The sequence below is a fragment of the Streptomyces tibetensis genome, from assembly GCF_040647715.1.
Lineage (GTDB): Bacteria > Actinomycetota > Actinomycetes > Streptomycetales > Streptomycetaceae > Streptomyces > Streptomyces tibetensis_A.
Window position 1 is genome coordinate 42,195 of record NZ_JBEZCR010000019.1, and the last position, 17,433, is coordinate 59,627.

At 70.6% G+C, this 17,433-nt stretch carries 15 protein-coding genes and 1 pseudogene; 10 read left to right on the top strand and 6 right to left on the bottom strand.

From position 1 onward, the window contains the following. Positions 1-79 precede the first annotated feature (79 nt). Entirely contained in the window at positions 80-1,000 is a 921-nt protein-coding gene (locus tag AB0B29_RS35415; protein ID WP_362246457.1) for a glutathione S-transferase C-terminal domain-containing protein, read from the bottom strand. 395 nt (positions 1,001-1,395) lie between these two features. Beyond that, positions 1,396-1,830 carry a VOC family protein gene (locus AB0B29_RS35420; RefSeq protein WP_362246459.1) on the bottom strand — a complete coding sequence of 145 codons (435 nt, stop codon included), beginning with the start codon at positions 1,828-1,830 and terminating at the stop codon, positions 1,396-1,398. A gap of 244 nt (positions 1,831-2,074) precedes the next feature. Here AB0B29_RS35420 and AB0B29_RS35425 point away from each other — a divergent pair, with 244 nt between their 5' ends. Further along, complete coding sequence (locus AB0B29_RS35425) at positions 2,075-4,843, top strand: hypothetical protein (RefSeq protein WP_362246461.1); 2,769 nt, start codon at positions 2,075-2,077, stop codon at positions 4,841-4,843. Positions 4,844-4,981: 138 nt separating this feature from the next. Here AB0B29_RS35425 and AB0B29_RS35430 read toward each other — a convergent pair whose 3' ends face one another. After that, a complete protein-coding gene (locus tag AB0B29_RS35430) occupies positions 4,982-5,893 on the bottom strand; it encodes a helix-turn-helix domain-containing protein (protein ID WP_362246463.1) in 912 nt (303 codons plus the stop codon). 55 nt (positions 5,894-5,948) lie between these two features. Between AB0B29_RS35430 and AB0B29_RS35435 the strand changes: the two genes are divergently transcribed. Genes AB0B29_RS35435 through AB0B29_RS35445 form a run of 3 tightly spaced genes read left to right on the top strand, consistent with a single transcriptional unit; the run spans position 5,949 to position 8,298 of the window. Continuing rightward, complete coding sequence (locus AB0B29_RS35435) at positions 5,949-6,530, top strand: non-oxidative hydroxyarylic acid decarboxylases subunit B (protein WP_362246464.1); 582 nt, start codon at positions 5,949-5,951, stop codon at positions 6,528-6,530. A gap of 33 nt (positions 6,531-6,563) precedes the next feature. After that, positions 6,564-7,988 carry a non-oxidative hydroxyarylic acid decarboxylases subunit C gene (locus tag AB0B29_RS35440; RefSeq protein WP_362246466.1) on the top strand — a complete coding sequence of 475 codons (1,425 nt, stop codon included), beginning with the start codon at positions 6,564-6,566 and terminating at the stop codon, positions 7,986-7,988. Between the two features lie 31 nt (positions 7,989-8,019). Then, on the top strand, positions 8,020-8,298 hold the full coding sequence (locus tag AB0B29_RS35445; protein ID WP_362246468.1) for a non-oxidative hydroxyarylic acid decarboxylases subunit D: 279 nt from the start codon (positions 8,020-8,022) through the stop codon (positions 8,296-8,298). A gap of 6 nt (positions 8,299-8,304) precedes the next feature. Here the strand turns inward: AB0B29_RS35445 and AB0B29_RS35450 are convergent. Continuing rightward, positions 8,305-8,907: pseudogene (locus AB0B29_RS35450) on the bottom strand (phosphotransferase); the annotation flags it as partial. A gap of 538 nt (positions 8,908-9,445) precedes the next feature. Here AB0B29_RS35450 and AB0B29_RS35455 point away from each other — a divergent pair. From AB0B29_RS35455 to AB0B29_RS35470, 4 genes are all read left to right on the top strand, one after another. Then, a complete protein-coding gene (locus AB0B29_RS35455; protein WP_362246470.1) occupies positions 9,446-9,790 on the top strand; it encodes a hypothetical protein in 345 nt (114 codons plus the stop codon). 201 nt (positions 9,791-9,991) lie between these two features. After that, positions 9,992-11,752 carry a S8 family peptidase gene (locus AB0B29_RS35460; protein WP_362246472.1) on the top strand — a complete coding sequence of 587 codons (1,761 nt, stop codon included), beginning with the start codon at positions 9,992-9,994 and terminating at the stop codon, positions 11,750-11,752. Positions 11,753-11,881: 129 nt separating this feature from the next. Further along, entirely contained in the window at positions 11,882-12,373 is a 492-nt protein-coding gene (locus tag AB0B29_RS35465; RefSeq protein ID WP_362246474.1) for a DUF2975 domain-containing protein, read from the top strand. Positions 12,374-12,480: 107 nt separating this feature from the next. Next, entirely contained in the window at positions 12,481-12,957 is a 477-nt protein-coding gene (locus AB0B29_RS35470; protein ID WP_436845964.1) for an ATP-binding protein, read from the top strand. 184 nt (positions 12,958-13,141) lie between these two features. Here AB0B29_RS35470 and AB0B29_RS35475 read toward each other — a convergent pair whose 3' ends face one another. Next, positions 13,142-13,747, bottom strand: coding sequence for a pyridoxamine 5'-phosphate oxidase family protein (locus tag AB0B29_RS35475; protein WP_362246476.1), 606 nt, complete (start codon positions 13,745-13,747; stop codon positions 13,142-13,144). 403 nt (positions 13,748-14,150) lie between these two features. Here AB0B29_RS35475 and AB0B29_RS35480 point away from each other — a divergent pair, with 403 nt between their 5' ends. After that, complete coding sequence (locus AB0B29_RS35480) at positions 14,151-14,801, top strand: FMN-dependent NADH-azoreductase (protein WP_362246478.1); 651 nt, start codon at positions 14,151-14,153, stop codon at positions 14,799-14,801. A 195-nt stretch (positions 14,802-14,996) separates the two neighbouring features. Here the strand turns inward: AB0B29_RS35480 and AB0B29_RS35485 are convergent, their stop codons facing one another. Then, positions 14,997-16,307 carry an MFS transporter gene (locus AB0B29_RS35485; protein WP_362246480.1) on the bottom strand — a complete coding sequence of 437 codons (1,311 nt, stop codon included), beginning with the start codon at positions 16,305-16,307 and terminating at the stop codon, positions 14,997-14,999. A gap of 71 nt (positions 16,308-16,378) precedes the next feature. Between AB0B29_RS35485 and AB0B29_RS35490 the strand changes: the two genes are divergently transcribed. After that, positions 16,379-17,362 carry a GlxA family transcriptional regulator gene (locus AB0B29_RS35490; protein ID WP_362246482.1) on the top strand — a complete coding sequence of 328 codons (984 nt, stop codon included), beginning with the start codon at positions 16,379-16,381 and terminating at the stop codon, positions 17,360-17,362. Positions 17,363-17,433 lie beyond the last annotated feature (71 nt).

Here is a 17,433-nt window from a genome sequence, read left to right on the forward strand (position 1 = left end):
CATCCCGGCGACACGTTTTCGTGGCAAGGCTCACGAAGCGGCCGGGTGATCACCGGCATGCGGAGTCTCGTCGGGCTGGTCAGGCGGTACGGCCGTCCGTACCGGTGCGGGCAGGTCCCACCGCGGCGCCGTCCGCGGTGTGAACCGCCCAGTCCAGGATCTGTACCGCTGCCCCTGCGGCCTCCAGGCCCTGGCAGCGGGCGTGGTGCCTGTGGGCGATGCCGTCGAGGTCGAGATGGCGGCCGAAGGCGGGGTGAGCGGCGAGGCGGCGTGCGTAACGCCACAGATGGGGATGGTCGGCGAGGCGATGGACCGCGGCGGCGTCCAGGTGCAGACGGTGCACGGTGTCGAGCTGGACCAGTGCGACCCACAGCCGTACGTCGGCGGCGGTCATGTCGTCCCCGAGGACGAAGTCCTGGTGAGCGAGCCGCCACTCCAGTGAGCCCAGGACGCGGAGCAGGGTGCCGAGAGCGGTGTGGCGCGTCGCGTCGTCGATGTCGGCCTGCCCGGCGACCTGTGCGGCGTGGTCGATGCGGTTCTCGCAGAGGCGTTCGACGGCCTGGATCTCCTTCTCCGCGTCCTGCGGGTAGAGGAGGGGCCGGCCCTGGGCGTCACCGCCGAAGTGGCGGGCCAGGTCCCGCAGGATGTGCGAGGAGTGCGTGGTGACGATCCGTCCCGTCCAGGTGTCGCTCAGCACCGGCGCCACTGCCGGTCCGGGGTGCCGATGCGAGCTGGCCTCGTACAAGGCGTGCAGCGCGGAGTGGCCGCCGTCGGGCCGGTCGGGGACCGCCGGCAGCAGGACGACCGGGAGGGTGTCCTCCAGTCCGAGCAGGCTGTGAGTGATGGCGATCTGCAGACAGTTCGGGCAGGGCAGCGAAAGGTGCAGGCGGTAGCGGCGCGGCACGGCGTGATAGCCGCTGTTCGCGTCGCAGCCGATCCTGCTGGGGAACGATCGCGAGGAGGGAAGGGACGGCACGGTGGTCAGGGGCGTGGACGGCATGTGTCTCCCTGGGTCCGGAATCCGGCTGCTGGCTCTGGGAGGTGCGGCGAGAAGCGCACGCACGGACTGGGCACGCGGGGGACGTGGGCGCACATCCGCACGCGGCGGAGTGCGGTGCCTACGGACACCCCGGTTTCAGCGCAGGAGGCTCGCGGCGCTGCAGACACGCAGGAGATCGATGTGCCGACGGGAAGTGAGGAGGAGAGATGACCGGCCGACGCGCGGGGCGCGTTCGGCGGTCGGCTCCAGACGCTCCATCATTTCCTACCCATGCACTGGGGAATCCTCCTTTGGAGTGTCGGGGGCCGCTCCCGCCACGTCAAGAGGGCTGCCGATGTTCCGTCGAGAGTCCGGAGCTCAGGGCGCCGCCCCGGTCCCGTCGGTGCGCAGGATGCTCAGTCGAGGCAGAACTCGTTGCCCTCGATGTCCTGCATCAGGATGCACGATTCGTTCTCCTCGTCGGCGACCATCGTCTGTACGTGCGTCGCGCCGAGCGCGACCAGTCGTGCGCACTCGGCCTCCAGCGTGGCGAGGCGCTCTTCGCCCACGAGTCCCGTGCCGACCCGCACGTCGAGGTGGACGCGGTTCTTGACGACCTTCCCTTCCGGAACACGCTGGAAGAGCAGGCGCGGTCCCACTCCCGAGGGATCGCTGCACGCGATGTAGACGACCTGGTCCTCAGGCGGCAGTGAGCGGTGGTGGTCCTCCCAGGTGGCGAACCCCTCCGGGACCGGCGGTACGACGTACCCCAGCACCTCGCACCAGAAGCCGGCGAGGCGCGCGGGCTCTGCGCAGTCGAAGGTGACCTGGAACTGCTTGATCGATGACATCGGCGCACCATAGCAAGGGACGCGATCGCTCATCTCAGCAGGAGTTCGAACGGGGCTGCGCCCAGCATGCTGTGCGCGGCTTCGTTTCGAAGGGCGGTCAACTGGGCTGGCTGGGCACCTCGTTCGTCGGCCGTGTCGGCCTCTCCGTACAGACAACCCCCGGGCACCCCTCCCCGTCCTAGGTGACGCGAGAGGCGCCCGGTACCGACGGGACGTCTGCGCACGGGGTTTGAGGAGAGGTTCATTGATCCGTGCCCGGCGAATATGTGTGACCGCCGTGGCGGTGCTGGCGGCCCTGGGGAGCTCGCCCGGACCGGCACAGGCCGAACAGCCGTACTCAACGAAGGTGTTCAGCGCGACGGACGACAGCCCCCTTCCGCCGGGGTGGCGGATCGACGGAGAGGCCGGGGCGCGCGAGCTGGTCTGGCGGGCGCCGAAGGCCGTGCCCATGGGGGATGCGCGGGTCGAGTTCCGTAACGGGGACCGGCTGCTCGGGGTTCCGAGGCCGGCGAGGGACGGACGCACCTTCCGGCTCGACCTCGTGGGGGCGCGTCCGAAGGAGCTGACGGACCTTCATGTCATGGCGGCGGGGCGCCGACTGGACGCGGCGGCTGACGACACGCGTAGGTCCGGCTCGCGCGTGGGACGACTGCCCGCACCGGCACCGGCGAACGGCGTCGATCCGGGCAGACCAGGCTCGTACCGCACGGTCACCGGAGAGTACGACCTCGACCCGGTGCGCCTGCCGGGGTACGCCGTTCCGGTGGAGATGACCGCCCAGGTGGTGGCGCCGAAGGGTGCCGCCGGCAGCCGGCCGTTGGCGCTGTTCCTGCACGGCCGCCACGACACCTGCTACAAGCCGGGTTCCGAGGACGACGTGACCGGCGACTGGCCCTGTGCGGAGGGCTACAAGCCGATTCCGAGCCACCAGGGCTATCTGCGCGACCAGCGACTGCTGGCCTCGCAGGGCTATGTGACGGTGTCGATCTCGGCGAACGGCATCAACGCCCAAGATCTGGAGACCGAGGACGCCGGCGCGCAGGCGCGTTCCTCGCTGGTACGGCAGCACCTCGCCCGCTGGGCCGACTGGGCCACCCATCGCTCCTCCGCTCCGGCCGTCGTACACCAGGCGTCGAAGGCGGACCTCTCCCAGGTCCTGCTCGTCGGCCACTCGCGCGGCGGCGAGGGCGTCAACCGGGCCGCGATGGACAGCCTCTACCCACCGCCTGCCGCCGAGGACGGCTACCGGGGCCCGGTGCGCTGGAAGATACGCGGGGCCGTGCTCATCGCACCGACGATCTTCGGCCAGAATCCGGTCGCCGACGTGCCGTCCGTGACGCTGCTGCCGGGCTGCGACGGCGACGTCTCCGACCTGCAGGGCGAGGCCTTCGTCGACGGGACACGCGGGATCCGCCGGGGCACGGCACTGCACAGCGCGGTCTACATGGTCGGCGCCAACCACAACTACTTCAACAGCGAGTGGACCCCGGGAGCGGCCGTCGCACCGGCCAGTGACGACTTCGGGAACGACCCGGAGCAGCCGGACCCGGTGTGCGCGCCGGGTGCCGCGACCCGGCTCACCGCCGCCCAGCAGCACAAGGCGGGCGCCACGTACATCGCCGCCGCGGCCCGGCTCTTCCTCGCCGGGGACGACCGGGTGCGTCCGCTGCTCGACGGCTCCGGCAAGCGGGCACCGTCCGCGGGCCCGGCCCGGGTACTGACCCACGCGGTCGGCGGCCGCCGCAGCGGTGGGTTCCTGCCGGACGGCGGGGCGAAGGTGACCGGCGCCCGGTCGTGCTCGGCGATCGACCCCGACCCGGCCGTGGCCTGTCTGGATCCGGAGACCCTCGGTTCGTCACCGCACTTCGCGTCGTGGGAGACGAAGAAGGAGACCGGCCGCAGCGCGGTGGACCTCAAGTGGTCTGCGCCGGGCAGGGCCGTAGGTGTCACTCCGGCCAAGCCGCTCTCTCTGCGCGGGTCTCAGAAGCTCGCGCTGCGGGTCTTCGTACCGCCGAACACGACCGGCACGACGTTCGACGTGTCCATCACCGATTCGCGGAACCGCAGGGCGACACTGGGCCGGGTCGAGATGGCGGGGCTGCCGGGGTCCGCCGCCACCGCGTCCTACTGGGCTCAGGAGCTGCGCGTCCCGCTGTCGGCCGCGACCCGGGCCGGGCTCGATCTCCGGCATGTCGAGTGCCTCGTGCTGACGCCCCGTTCGCAAACCGGGCGGGCCTGGCTGATGGACGCCTGGGGCTGGGCCCCCGGCACCCCGGCGGTGAAGGCTGCCGCACTGCCGCGCGTCGACGTGGGCCGCACGCTCGTCAAGGAGGGCGATTCGGGCACCCGCACCTACCGGATCCCGGTCGAGGTCTCCGGCCGCGGCAGCGGGCAGGTCCGCCTGTACGTCATCGACCCGGACAGCGGCCGGGCCGAGGACCGCCTCGTGACCGTGCGGCCCGGCAGCGGCGCGGTCGACATTCCGGTCGAGGTGAGGGGCGACACGGCCTACGGCGACGATGTGGAGCACGACATCGCCGTCAAGGCCGTCCGGGGCGCCGTCGTCGGCAAGTACCGGGGCGGGCTCACCGTCGGGAACGACGACCCCGAGCCGGTGATCACCCTGTCGCCGGTCGCGGACCGGGTCACCGAGGGAGAGTCGCTGACCTGGCGGCTGTCCCTGGACGCGCCCGCGGAGGCGGAACTCTGGGAACCGGTACGGGTTCTGCCGGTCACCGACGGCGTCGAGCTGTCCACCAGGGACGTGGCCCCGCAGTGGCTCGAGGACTCGTCCGGTGACGTGCCGGACCCCGAGCGGCCGCTGTCCGACGCGCGCCTGTGGGTGTGGTTGAACATCCCGCCCGGAAGCACCGGCGTGGACTTCGAGGTGCCGACGGTACGGGACCAGGTGGCGGAACCGGCCGAGTCGATGCGCCTCGCGCTGACTGACCGCCGCGGCAAGCCGCTTCCCGACAGCCCGGTGCTGACGGGGACGGTGCTCGACAAGCCGTAAACACAAGGGGCGAGGAGCGAGGGAGCAGGAGCACCCCTCTCGCGCGGGGCCCGCTGCGTCGGGCCCCGCGCTTCACAAGGACCTCTTGAGGGCAGGGTTCGGTTGTCGGGCCCCGCGCTCCACGTCGACATCCGGAGGTCAGTCGGCCGGCTGTGTACCACGCGCCGCCGAGCGGAACTCCTGCGGCGCTCGGCCGTCGCGCTTGCGGAAGAACTTGGCGAAGTCGCCCGGGTCCCTGAAGCCCAGCCGGCCGGCGATGTCCGCCGACGTGGCGTCGGTGTGCACGAGGAGGCGCTTGGCTTCGAGCAGGATGCGCGCGTCCAGGTACTGCTTGGCCGTGGAGCCGGTGGCCGCGAGGGTGGCGCGGGTGAGGGTGCGGACGCTGTAGCCGAGCGCCGAGGCGTAGTCGGCGACCCGGTGGGTTCGGCCGAAGTCCCGCTCGACGGCAGCGTGGTAGCGGCCGAACGCCCCGTCGGCAGAGGCGCTCTCCAGCGGTCTGCCGGAACGGGCGTGGGTGAGGCGGAGCAGCAGGACGCCCAGCAGATGACGGAGCGCCTCGATGTGGGCGTCGAGCGGAATGGCACCCAAGTCGGCGTACTCGTGGGTGAGATGACGCAGCGCGAGTGCCAGCGCGCCGTCGTGGGCAGGGCCGGGCAGCAGGGGCGACGGGTCGCCGGGGGGTGCGGGGCCGGGCTCCGGATCGGTGGCGGTGAAGCCGGGCTGCCAGATGACGATCGTGCCGCGTGCGGGGGCGAGCTCGTCGGGTGAGTACTGGTGGACCTGGCCAGGGCGGATCCGCAGCCAGCTGCCGGGACGGAGAGTGTGGTCCGAAAAGTCCACGGTGTGCCGCAGCGGTCCGCTGCCGCCGTGGACGTGGATCAGATGGTGGAAGGCGGGGCGTTGCGGCGCCGTCAGGTCGATCCCCCGCCGTCGTCCCCGGTCGCGGAGTTCGGCGAAGTCCAGGACGTCCATACCGAGGGGGGCGCTGAGCAACGGGCGGTAGGGGACGTCCGTGATCTCCGCCCGGTCAACGTGTCCGTTTTTTCCCATGAGAAGTCCCCACCGTACCGGAGCGGCCGGTGGGAGTGCTCCTAGCGTCGGGGGCATGCGACTGATTGTGGGAATGACCGGGGCCACCGGGGCGCCGTTCGGGGTCCGTCTGCTGGAGCGGCTGGCCGCATTGCAGGAGGTCGAGACGCACCTCGTCCTCAGCCGCTGGGCGCGGACGACGATCGAGATGGAGACCGGACACACGGCCCGCGATCTCGGTGCCCTGGCCGACGTCGTCCACAAACCGGACGACCAGGGCGCCTCCGTCGCCTCCGGGTCGTTCAGGACCGACGGCATGGTGATCGTGCCCTGCTCGATGAAGACGCTGGCCGGAATCCGCGCCGGGTACGCGGACGGGCTGGTCGGCCGGGCGGCGGACGTGGTGCTGAAGGAGCGGCGTCCGCTGGTGCTCGTACCACGTGAGACACCGCTGGGCGAGATCCACCTGGAGAACATGCTCGACCTCGCGCGCAAGGGCGTCCGGATCGTGCCGCCGATGCCCGCCTTCTACAACCACCCCGCCTCGGTCGGCGACATCGTCGACCACGTCACCGCGCGCATCCTCGACCAGTTGGACCTGCCCGCACCGGATGCCAAGCGCTGGCACGGCATGCGCGCCGCCCGTCCGGCGGTGTAGGTCCCGGAACAGAAACGACGAAGGACACACGACATGGCCTACGACGACCTCCGCGGCTTCCTCTCCGCCCTCGACGACGAGGGCCAGCTGCTGCGGATCACCGACGAGGTGCGGCCCGAGCCCGACCTCGCCGCCGCGGCCAACGCGGCCTGCCGGATCGGCGACGGCGCCCCGACGCTGTGGTTCGACAACGTTGCGGGCTTCACCGATGCCCGCATCGCCATGAACGTCCACGGTTCGTGGCGCAACCACGCCCTGGCGCTCGGGCTGCCGGCCGGGACGTCGGTCAAGGACCAGGTCGAGGAGTTCGCCCGACGCTGGGACATGTTCCCCGTGCCGCCGGAGCGTCGCGAGGACGCGCCGTGGCGGGAGAACACCGTCGAGGGCGAGGACGTCGACCTCTTCCGCATCCTGCCGCTGTTCCGGCTGAACGACGGTGACGGCGGCTTCTACCTGGACAAGGCAGCGGTGGTCTCCCGGGACCCGGGGGACCCGCAGCACTTCGGGAAGCAGAACGTCGGCACGTACCGGCTCCAGGTCACCGGACGCGACCGGCTCGCCATCCAGCCGGTCCCGATGCACGACATCGCCCTGCACCTGCGTGCCGCCGAGGAGCGCGGCGAGGACCTGCCGGTGGCCATCACGCTGGGCAACGACCCGGTGATGACCATCGTGGCCGGCATGCCGATGGGTTACGACCAGTCCGAGTACGAGATGGCAGGTGCCCTGCGCGGTGCGCCCGCGCCCCTCGCCACCGCACCGCTGACCGGCTTCGACGTGCCCTGGGGCAGCGAGGTCGTGATCGAGGGCGTCATCGAGGGCCGCAGGCGCGAGATCGAGGGCCCGTTCGGCGAGTTCACCGGACACTACTCGGGCGGCCGGCGCATGCCGGTGATCCGGGTCGACCGGGTCTCGTACCGCACGGACCCGGTGTTCGAGTCGCTGTACCTGGGGATGCCGTGGACCGAGGTGGACTACCTGGTCGGGCCGAACACCTGCGTGCCGCTGCTGAAGCAGCTGCGCGCGGAGTTCCCCGAGGTGCAGGCGGTCAACGCGATGTACACGCACGGGCTCGCGGTCATCATCTCCACGAAGAAGCGGTACGGCGGCTTCGCGAAGGCCCTCGGAATGCGGGCGATGACGACGCCGCACGGCCTCGGCTACGTCGCGCAGGTGATCGTCGTCGACGAGGACATCGACCCGTTCGACCTGCCGCAGGTGATGTGGGCGATGTCGGCGAAGGTCAATCCGCAGGAGGACGTCGTCATCATCCCGAACCTGTCCGTCGTCGAACTCGCGCCGGCCGCCTCACCGGCCGGCATCACCAGCAAGATGATCATCGACGCGACGACGCCGGTGTCCCCGGACGTCCGGGGCAACTTCAGCACACCGGCGCGCGATCTGCCGGAGACCAAGGAGTGGATCGGCCGTCTGCAGTCCCTGCTGGGCGCCCGCTGACCCGCCGACCGTGAGGAACGGAGCCTCGATCATGACCTGCATCTGCCCCCGCTGCGCGTACGGCACCGTCGCGACCGTCGCCACCTCCCCCGTACCCGGGGTGTGGGACGTTCTGCAGTGCGGCCGTTGCCGCTACATGTGGCGCACGACGGAGCCGGGCCGCCGCACCCGGCGCGATCTGTACCCGGCCGAGTTCCGGCTGACCCAGGCCGACCTCGACGATGCCCCCGAGGTCCCGTCGGTACCGCCCGGGCTCTCCGGCCCGGCGACCGGCCGAACCACGGGCACGATCCGCAACGCCGCGTCCTGACGGCGTCTACAGCACCGAGACCAGGGCCAGGGTCTCGTTGCCGTGGTGCTCGGCGATCGCCTTCATGAAGGTCCTGTGGGGGAAGTCTCCTTCGAGGAGCCGGAGCGGTCCCGCCGTCAGTGACAGGCGCTGGACGAGCGTGTAGAGCGCGAGCCCGTCCTCGTCGAGCCCCTCCACCGCCAACCGCCGGTAGCGGTCATCGGGATGACGGAGCCTTAGGAACACGTGCTCCCACTCGACGTCGAAGTACATGAGGTCCTCGATGTCGATCAGAACAGGGTCGCCGGCCCGGTCCACCAGGACGTGGTCCAGGCCCAGTTCCCCATGGACGACGGAGTGCTCGGCACGCGGCCGCACCGCCGCGGCGAGCTCGAGGAGCCGCTGCTCGAGCCGGTCGCGGGCGCCCGCGATCCTCCCGTCACGGGAAGCGGCCTCGGCCAGGCAGTGCAGCCCGAATCCGAGCGCGGCCTGCTCGCCCGACGCCTCCCGCGACACGCCGCCGGCATCGACGAGGCCGACCTTGCCGAACGAGGGACCGCGGTGGCTTCCCATCGCCGCCAGGGCGTCGGCGAGGCGCGCCATGGTCGGTTCCGCAGCGTGCGGATCGCGGTTGGTTCTCCACTGTTCGCGGCGCCATGCCCACGACCCGCCTCCCGCTCGCGAGCGGGGCACCTTACGTGAGCGGCTCCGCGATGCCGAACGATGTGCGCAGAGCCCCGGCCGGACGGGGGAATCGCGGCCGGGGCGGTCAGGTGGTGGGTGCGGATGGCGGTCGCCTCTCGGCGAAAGGCTCCACAGGGCTTCAGCCGAACGATCGTCCCTGTGGGCGAATGGTGAGGCCCGGGGACACTGTCCCATCCGCACCCACGCTTTGTTCAACGGGCAACCAGCGCTGGTTGTTCCGTGCTCGGCTCGGAAGCGTGGTGATCCGCACCACTCCCCCGGGCCCGTCAAGGGTGGTCGGCCGCCGACCGCGCACGGCCACCCAGCCGGAACTTGAACGCGTTCACATTCGGTGGGAGGATCGCGCTCAACCGCTCGGGGGTGGGTGAGGATGCCGGACAAGGCAGCGCGTCAGAGGGCGATGACCGTGGGAAGGCCCGCGGGGCTCATCGCAGCATCCCTGGCGTGGGCGACACTGATCGCCGTGAGTCCCTGGCTGCCGAGCACCGTGGGCATCCTTGATCTGACAGGTGTGGCCGTCGTCCTGAGCATGCTGCTCTTCGGCCCCGCACCCTCCTTCCTCCTGGGGGCGCTGCTGGGGCGTGCCCGTGCCACCTGGCCGGTGGCAACGTGTGGCGCTGCCGGGCCGCTTCTCTGGATCCTCGACTTCACGGTCTTCAGCGATCCCCATGTCCGCTCCTCGACGGCGGTGGCAGTCGCTTTCGCGGGCGCTTCGGCCTCGGCGCTCGTCAGTGTCCCTCTTCTGGGGGGAGCGACGGCAGGCCGATTCTGCTGTCGCTCCGGCACGGCCGGCCGCTTCCGGGCTTGATCCGGAGCCAATCCACTCACTTGCCGGCTCACGACCACCGATGCATCGCAGCCCCTTCCCTTGTCATGCACTCATCTGAAATCTTGCGTCGACCCATTCGGCCCACGACCCGGTAGCGCCACCCAATGCCCCGGGCTCTCGGAGGATGCTGTGACAACCCCCCGCATATCCCAGCACCGTCTCAGACGGTCGCTGCTGTCCATGGCCGCTGCCGGAGCGGCTCTCGCGCTCGCCACTCCCGCCGGTGCGGCCGACGTGGACACCGGCCTTCCGCCGGGCCCGGCCGCGGCCCGCGCCACCACGCCCGCCCAGACCGCCGCTGGTTGGGCCGCCGGAACCCGCTCCTACCTCGTCATCACCGCTCCTGGTGACACCTCGGCCGCACGCAACGCCGTGACGGCGAACGGCGGTTCGGTCTTCGCGTACTACGACGCGATCGGCGTGGTCGTCGCACACTCCTCCTCCGCCGGCTTCGCCACCGCGATGCGCTCCGTCGCGGGTGTGCAGAAGGTGGGGGCGACCCGCACCTCGGACGTCCCCGCGGACGCCTACTCCCCCACCCTGCCGAATGCTCCCGCGCAGTCGCCCACCACCCTCACCGAGACCGCGCGGTGGGACATGACCCGGATCAACGCCGACAAGGCCTGGGCCGTCAGCACCGGGTCCCCGGCCGTCACGGTGGGCGTGCTCGACACGGGGGTGGACGACCGGCACCAGGACATCGCGCCCAACTTCGACGCGGCGGACTCCGCCTCCTGCGCCTACGGCAAGGCCGACACCCGAGCCGGCGCCTGGCGTGACGTCGACACCCACGGCACCCACGTGGCGGGCACCATCGCCGCCGCGAAGAACGGCAAGGGAGTGGTCGGCGTCGCGCCCGGCGTGAAGATCGCCTCTGTGCGCATCGCCGAGCCGAACACGAGCATGTTCTTCGCCGAGAACACGATCTGCGGCTTCATGTGGGCCGGTGACCACGGCTTCGACGTCACCAACAACAGCTATTACACGGATCCGTGGATGTTCAACTGCCCCGACGACCCGGACCAGGCGGCCATCATCGAGGGTGTGCGCCGGGCCCAGGAGTACGCGGAGGGCAAGGGCTCGCTCCAGGTCGCGGCGGCAGGCAACTCCGACTACGACCTGGCCGACAAGCGTTCGGACAGCTCCAGCCCGAACGACTCGACGCCCGTGAACCGCACGATCACCAACGCCTGCGTCGACATCCCGACGGAGCTGCCGGGCGTCGTGACCGTCGCGGCGATGGGCAACGGAAACATCAAGGCGTCCTACTCCAACTTCGGCCGGGACGTCATCGACGTCGCGGCCCCGGGCGGCGACGGAGCCTACGGTGTCTACTCGACGCTCCCGGGTGGCAAGTACGGGAACAAGAACGGTACGTCGATGGCCTCCCCGCACGTGGCAGGTGTTGCCGCGCTGCTGAAGAGCGCCGACCCGGCCGCCACCCCCGCCGACCTCCGTGCGCGGCTGGGAACCCAGGCCACGGACACCGTGTGCCCGTCCGACAGCCGCTGCACCGGCACCACGGCGAGGAACGCCTTCTTCGGGGAGGGCCAGGTCGACGCGCTGAAGGCCGTCGCCGGCAGCACGCCACCGCCCGGCCGCTCCTTCGAGAACGCCACCGACGTCACCGTCGCCGACAACGCCACGGTGGAGTCACCGATCACCGTGACCGGCGTGCCGGGCAACGCCCCGGCCACGCTGAAGGTCGGCGTGGACGTCAAGCACACCTACCGCGGCGACCTGGTGCTGTCGCTCGTCGCCCCGGACGGATCGGTCTACCCCCTGGAGGACTTCGCCGACGGCGACAGCGCGGACGACGTGGTGAAGACGTACACCGTCGACGCGTCGTCCGAGGCCGCGTCCGGTACGTGGAAGCTGCGGGTCCGCGACATCGCGGCCCAGGACACCGGCCGGATCGACACCTGGAATCTGACCTTCTAGACGGAGGGCAGCCTGCGCGCGCACGTCCTCCCCGTCGACCCTTCCTGACCACCCCTTGTTCTTGGCCCCTCTTGCCCAGCCTATCGAAATTCGATAGGTTCCCATCGTAAGTCGATTGAAGGATGGGTCATGGGGAAGCTGGCAGTGTGCGCGCTGCGCGCCGTGCTCGTGGTGTTGCTCGCCGGAACCGTGTTGGTCCAGGCATCGATGGTGTGGGCGTTGGTCAGCGGGAACGACCCGGAGGACGGGTCGCTCCCGCTGACCCCGTTGCGCGTGATCACGGTTCTGGGCCTGGCGGCGGCCCAGGCGGCCCTGGTCTGCGTATGGCGGCTGGTGACGATGGTGCGTCGCAGAACCGTGTTCTCCCCCGCCGCTTTCCGGTACGTGGACGTCGTGATCGGCTCGATCGTGACGGCCGCCCTCGTGTGGTTCGCGGTCACGATCCTCAACGCCCCGGGGCAGCGGGACGACCCGGGCGTCACCGTCATCATGGGTGGCATCGGTCTGGCCATCCTGGGTGTCGCCCTCATCGTGCTCGTACTGCGGATGCTGCTCGCGCAGGCCGTCGCCCGCGACGTCGAGGCGTCTCGGATGCAGGCCGAACTGAACGAGGTGATCTGAGACCGATCGCCGTCGAACCTTCGCGTGCGGGCCGGTGGCATTGCCCGGCGTTTTGTGGGTAGGCGGGGCTCGTGTTGGACGAATACTCGAAGGACGCGACGGCCCCCATGGACCACGAAATGGGAGGAAACGGCCCGGATGCATTGTCCGCCGGCGCCATTTCCGTATCGGCGGCGTTCGACGGCGACACCGGGATCGCCGAAGCCCGCGACCTGGCCCGGACGTTCCTGACCCGGGTGCAGGCGGTGCACGGCCTGCCGGTCTCCAGCCGGGCCATGGGGATGGTCCAGCTCGTGGTCAGCGAACTGGTCACCAATGCCCGCAAGTACGCTCCCGGCCCCTGCCTGCTGACCCTGGACATCGTGGACGGGGCCGTACGGACCAGCGTGTGGGACAGCAGCACCACGCTGCCGGCGATCCTGGCGCCCGACCCGAGCCGTATCGGACAGCACGGCCTCGAGATCGTGGCCGCCGTCTGCGTCGGGTTCGCCATCCACCGCGAGCCGGTCGGAAAGCGCATCACCGCCGACGTCGTACTCGCCGACGACCCCGGCGGGTCCGCCGCCGGCCACCAGGTGCTGTAGTACCGGCAAGGACATCGGTGGTGCCCGGCGTCGCACTCGCCGACGCCGGTCTCGACCACTGCGGCCGGGCATCAGACGTCACTCCTGGGCCGGCACGATGTGCTCCACCGCGGCCGTAAGAAGCAGGTTTTTTTTCCCGTTCCGGTCGGACGGTGCGCGTGTCGGTGTCCGGCCGGTCCGTGGATCAGCGTACGGCCTGGTTGCGCCGTGTCTCCGCTGCCTTGAAGTAGTCGCCGCCTTTGCGCTTGACGTCGTCCGTGCCCCAGGCCTGCTCCCCTCCGGCGGCGGAGCCGGCCTGCGCGGCATTCGGCCGCAGCGGTGCTCTGACCAGCCTGGGTATGTGCTTCGAGCAGTGGATGTAGGCCTCTTCGACCGCGACTTCGACCCACATCTGGGGGCGGCGGCCGGGCAGGGGATCGACGGGCAGATCGGGATGGCTCCGGCGCATCGCCTCATCGGGGACCATGCGGGCCCGGCCGTTGACGTGCAAACCGATGCGGTCCTCGGAGAAGTCGATCATCAGGAGGCCGACGTGCGGGTTCTCCAGGATGTTGCCGAGCGAGGCCATGACGCCGTTCCCCCGGTACTCCGGGTAGACGAGGGTCGCGTCGTCGAGAACATGGAGAAAGCCGGGCGGCCCGGCGCGGAACGTGCTGTCGCACTCGCCCTGACCGTCGGACGTGGCGAGGAAGAACATCTCCTGGCGGGCGACGAACTCCCTCATCCTGGAGTTGAGCCGGTCCAGGACCTGTTCGTCGTAGAACCGGTCTGCTCGGCTGGTGGTACCCAACTCGCCCTGAATGTGATGCTCTCCGTGGCTTCCGGGCCGGTCCGCCCGCGGATCCTGGTGCAACGGTCCTCCTGACAGGCGAACCAACGCCTGTGTCCGAGCCCTGCACCGGTGGTCGCTCGGCGCAGATGACTCTGCCGATCCCCTCGGAGGCCGAAGAGCGCTCACCGGCCACGCACATGAGGGTAGAGCAGGCGCTTGCACCGTCCGGTGTGCACCCGGCGTTCGCCCGGCGGTGAGGCCGCCACAGTCGCGTGCGAGCGGTGCGCTGACGATACCGGCAGGCCCGACGGTGACGTACATCACACCGACTGGACCTCAACCACGCTTGAGGAAGCAGGCTGTGGGACATCCCACCGGGCGTGCCGCGCAAGGGCAGCCCGATAGTCCGCAGGAGACCTTGATGGCCACGTTGCTTCACATCGACACCTCCCTCAACGGCGAGAACTCCCACTCCCGCGCGGTGACCGCCGCCTTCCGGCGCGTGTGGGAGGACGAGAACCCGCAGGGCTCGGTGATCTACCGCGATCTCGACGCCGACCCGATCCCCCATCTGCGGGCCGCGGCCTACTACGCCGGCTACACCGCCCCCGGCGATCGGTCCCCGGAAGAACGGGCCGCCTTCGCACTGCGCGCCGAACTGATCGAAGAAGCCGAGACGGCGGACGCGATCCTGCTGAGCGCACCGATGTACAACTACTCGATCCCCTCCACGCTCAAGGCCTGGATCGACCACGTGTTCGCCGTGGGCCGCACCTCCATGACCGAACATCCCTCGCTCGCCGGCAAGCCGGCGGTCGTCGTGACCAGCCGCGGTGGCTCCTACCAGGAGGGAACCCCACAGCACGGCAATGACTACGTGCAGAGCTATCTGCAGCAGGCCCTCGGAACCGGCCTCGGTCTGGACGTCACTTTCATCGTCCCCGAACTGACCTTGGCCCCGACCGTCCCGGCCATGGCCGATCTCATCCCCCTCTTCGAGACGTCCCGCAGGGCCTCCCTCGCGGCAGCCGAATCCCACGCCAGGGAGCTGGCCATGCGTCCTGCCGCATAGGGGTGGGGAGCCGAGCGGGCGGGACCGCCGGTCCCAGAGCGCCTCAACGGCTCCAGCCCTCACCCGGCCGCCGCTGAGACGGTCCGACGTGGCGACCCCGCCGGGCGAGTTGCTTCGGACTGTAGCGAGGGACGGGCGTCCCGGTGCCCGCCGCACGACGCCCGCCCGGTGTGAAGCCTGTGCTCGCTGTCGCCGTCACGGCCGTGCGGCTGATGTGGCGTATGCCTTCCGGTCGGCGTCGGCAGGGGGCGTGGGGTGGTGACGGATGACCAGGGGCAGCAGCGCTGCGGCGGCGCAGACCGCGCCCAGGGCGAGCCAGACGGGGTCGTAGCTGCCGAACGTGTCACGGGCGACGCCCCCGAGGAAGGACGCCGACGCGGCGCCGACCTGGTGTGCTGCGCCGGCCCAGCCGAAGACGATGGCACTGTCGTCTCCGTGGAAGGTCCGGCACAGGGCGATGACCGGTGGCACGGTCGCCAGATCGAGCAGGCCGAAGGCGACCACGAAGACGAGCATGGGCGCGCCGACCGTGGCCGTCATCGTCAGCGGCAGGCTGACCAGGAGCAGGCCTCGCAGCAGGAAGTAGACGGCGAGGAGCCGGCGGGGGTCCATCCGGTCGGTGAGCCATCCGGAGGCGATCGTGCCGACCACGTTGAAGATGCCGATGAACGCCAGCAGGGTCGAGGCCGTGGTGACGGGCATGCCCTGGTCGTGGGCAGCGGGGGTGAAGTGGGTCCACATGATGCCGTTGGTGGACGCGCCGCAGACGGCGAACGCGCCCGCGAGCAGCCAGAAAGGGGCGGTCCGGACGGCGCGGCTCAGCACGGTCAGGGTGCGGCGGGCGGCGCCGGGGACCGGCTCGGGCCGCGGGACGAAGGTGTCACTGCCGTAGGGGCGCCGTCCCAGGTCGGCGGGATGGTCGCGCAGTACGAGGTGGACCAGCGGGCTGATCGCCAGGGCGGCGAGGGCGAGGGTGACGAGGGCGGGCCGCCAGTCGTAGCGGTCGATGGTCCATGACAGGGCAGGCAGGAAGACCATCTGGCCGAGGACGCTGCCGGAGGAGAGGACGCCGGTCACCAGGCCGCGACGGGTGGTGAACCAACGGTTGGTGACAGTGGTGCCGAGGGTCATCGACAGTGCCCCGGTGCCCAGGCCCACGAGAAGGCCCCACAAGAGGGTGAACTGCCAGGCGGCGTTCATCGCGGTGGTGAGCATGGCTCCCGCGGCCACCGTCCCGAGCGCGGCGATGACGACGCGGCGGATGCCGAACCGGTCCATCAGGGCGGCGGCGTAGGGAGCGGTGAGTCCGTACAGGACCATGTTGACCGAGGCGGCCAGGCCGATGGAACCCCGCGACCAGTGGAACTCCTGCCGCAAGGGGTCCTGCAGAAGGCCCGGCAGGGTGGAGAAGGCACCGGCGACGATGATGGCCGTCCCGGCGACGGCGGCTACCCACCAGGCGCGACGCCCGGAGTCCTTGGTGTGATGGCCGGTTGTCTCATGCATGTCTTCATCGTCGGGGGCGGGGGACACCCGAAACCACTGGCCGTTTGGACACGTAGTGAAAGAATCTGGTCATGATGGTTCGTGATGAAGGGGTGCACACGGTCGCTGTCCTGGTTCGTTCCGGGTTGCTGCCCATGGAACTCGGGATCGTGCACCGGCTGTTCGGCACGGCGGTGGACGCCACCGGCCGGCCGCTGTATTCGGTGGTGACCTGCGCGGCGGAGCCGGGTGAGATATCCACGGAGGCCGACTTCACCGTCAACGTGCCGCTGGGACCGCAGGCACTGCGCCGGGCGGACACGGTCATCGTGCCCGCCGCCGTCGAGGACTACCGTCCGCAGCGGCGGGGTCAGTTGAGTCCGCCGGTACGAGCCGCCCTCGAGGAAGTGCCGGAAACGGCGCGTCTGGCTTCCATCTGCACCGGTTCGTTCGTGCTGGCGGCGGCCGGCCGTCTCGCGGGCCGCCGGGCGACGACGCACTGGAAGTCCTGCCCCGAACTCGCAGCCCTTTACCCCGAGATCGAGGTGGACCCCGATGTGCTGTACACCGACGACCGTGGAGTTCTGACCTCCGCCGGGGTCGCTGCCGGGATCGATCTGTGCCTGCACATGATCCGCAGCGACCACGGTGCCGACATCGCCAACACCGTCGCCCGCGGCACGGTGGTCCCTCCGCACCGCGAAGGCGGCCAGGCCCAGTACATCGACCGTCCCGTACCGGACTCCGACGACAGCTCCCTGGCAACGGTCCGCGCCTGGGCCCTGGAGCACCTCGGTGAGCCCCTCACCCTGGAGGATCTGGCGGGGCGGGCGGCGACGAGCGTACGCACGCTGTCGCGCCGATTCCGTCAGGAGACCGGGGTGCCTCCGATGCAGTGGCTCGGTCAGCAGCGCGTGCAGTACGCCCGTAGGCTGCTGGAGCGCACGGACGAGCCCGTGGACCGCATCGCGGCCGAGGCCGGCTTCGGCACGGGCACCGCGATGCGCCAGCACTTCCGAGACGCTCTGGGCGTGTCACCCCGCGCGTACCGCAACACCTTCCGTGGAGGGAGGTGAGGGCGCGGGCTGATCGGAACAAGCTGTCCCGCGCGCCCGTTGAGGCCCACGAGTCGGGTGGATGCGCCCGC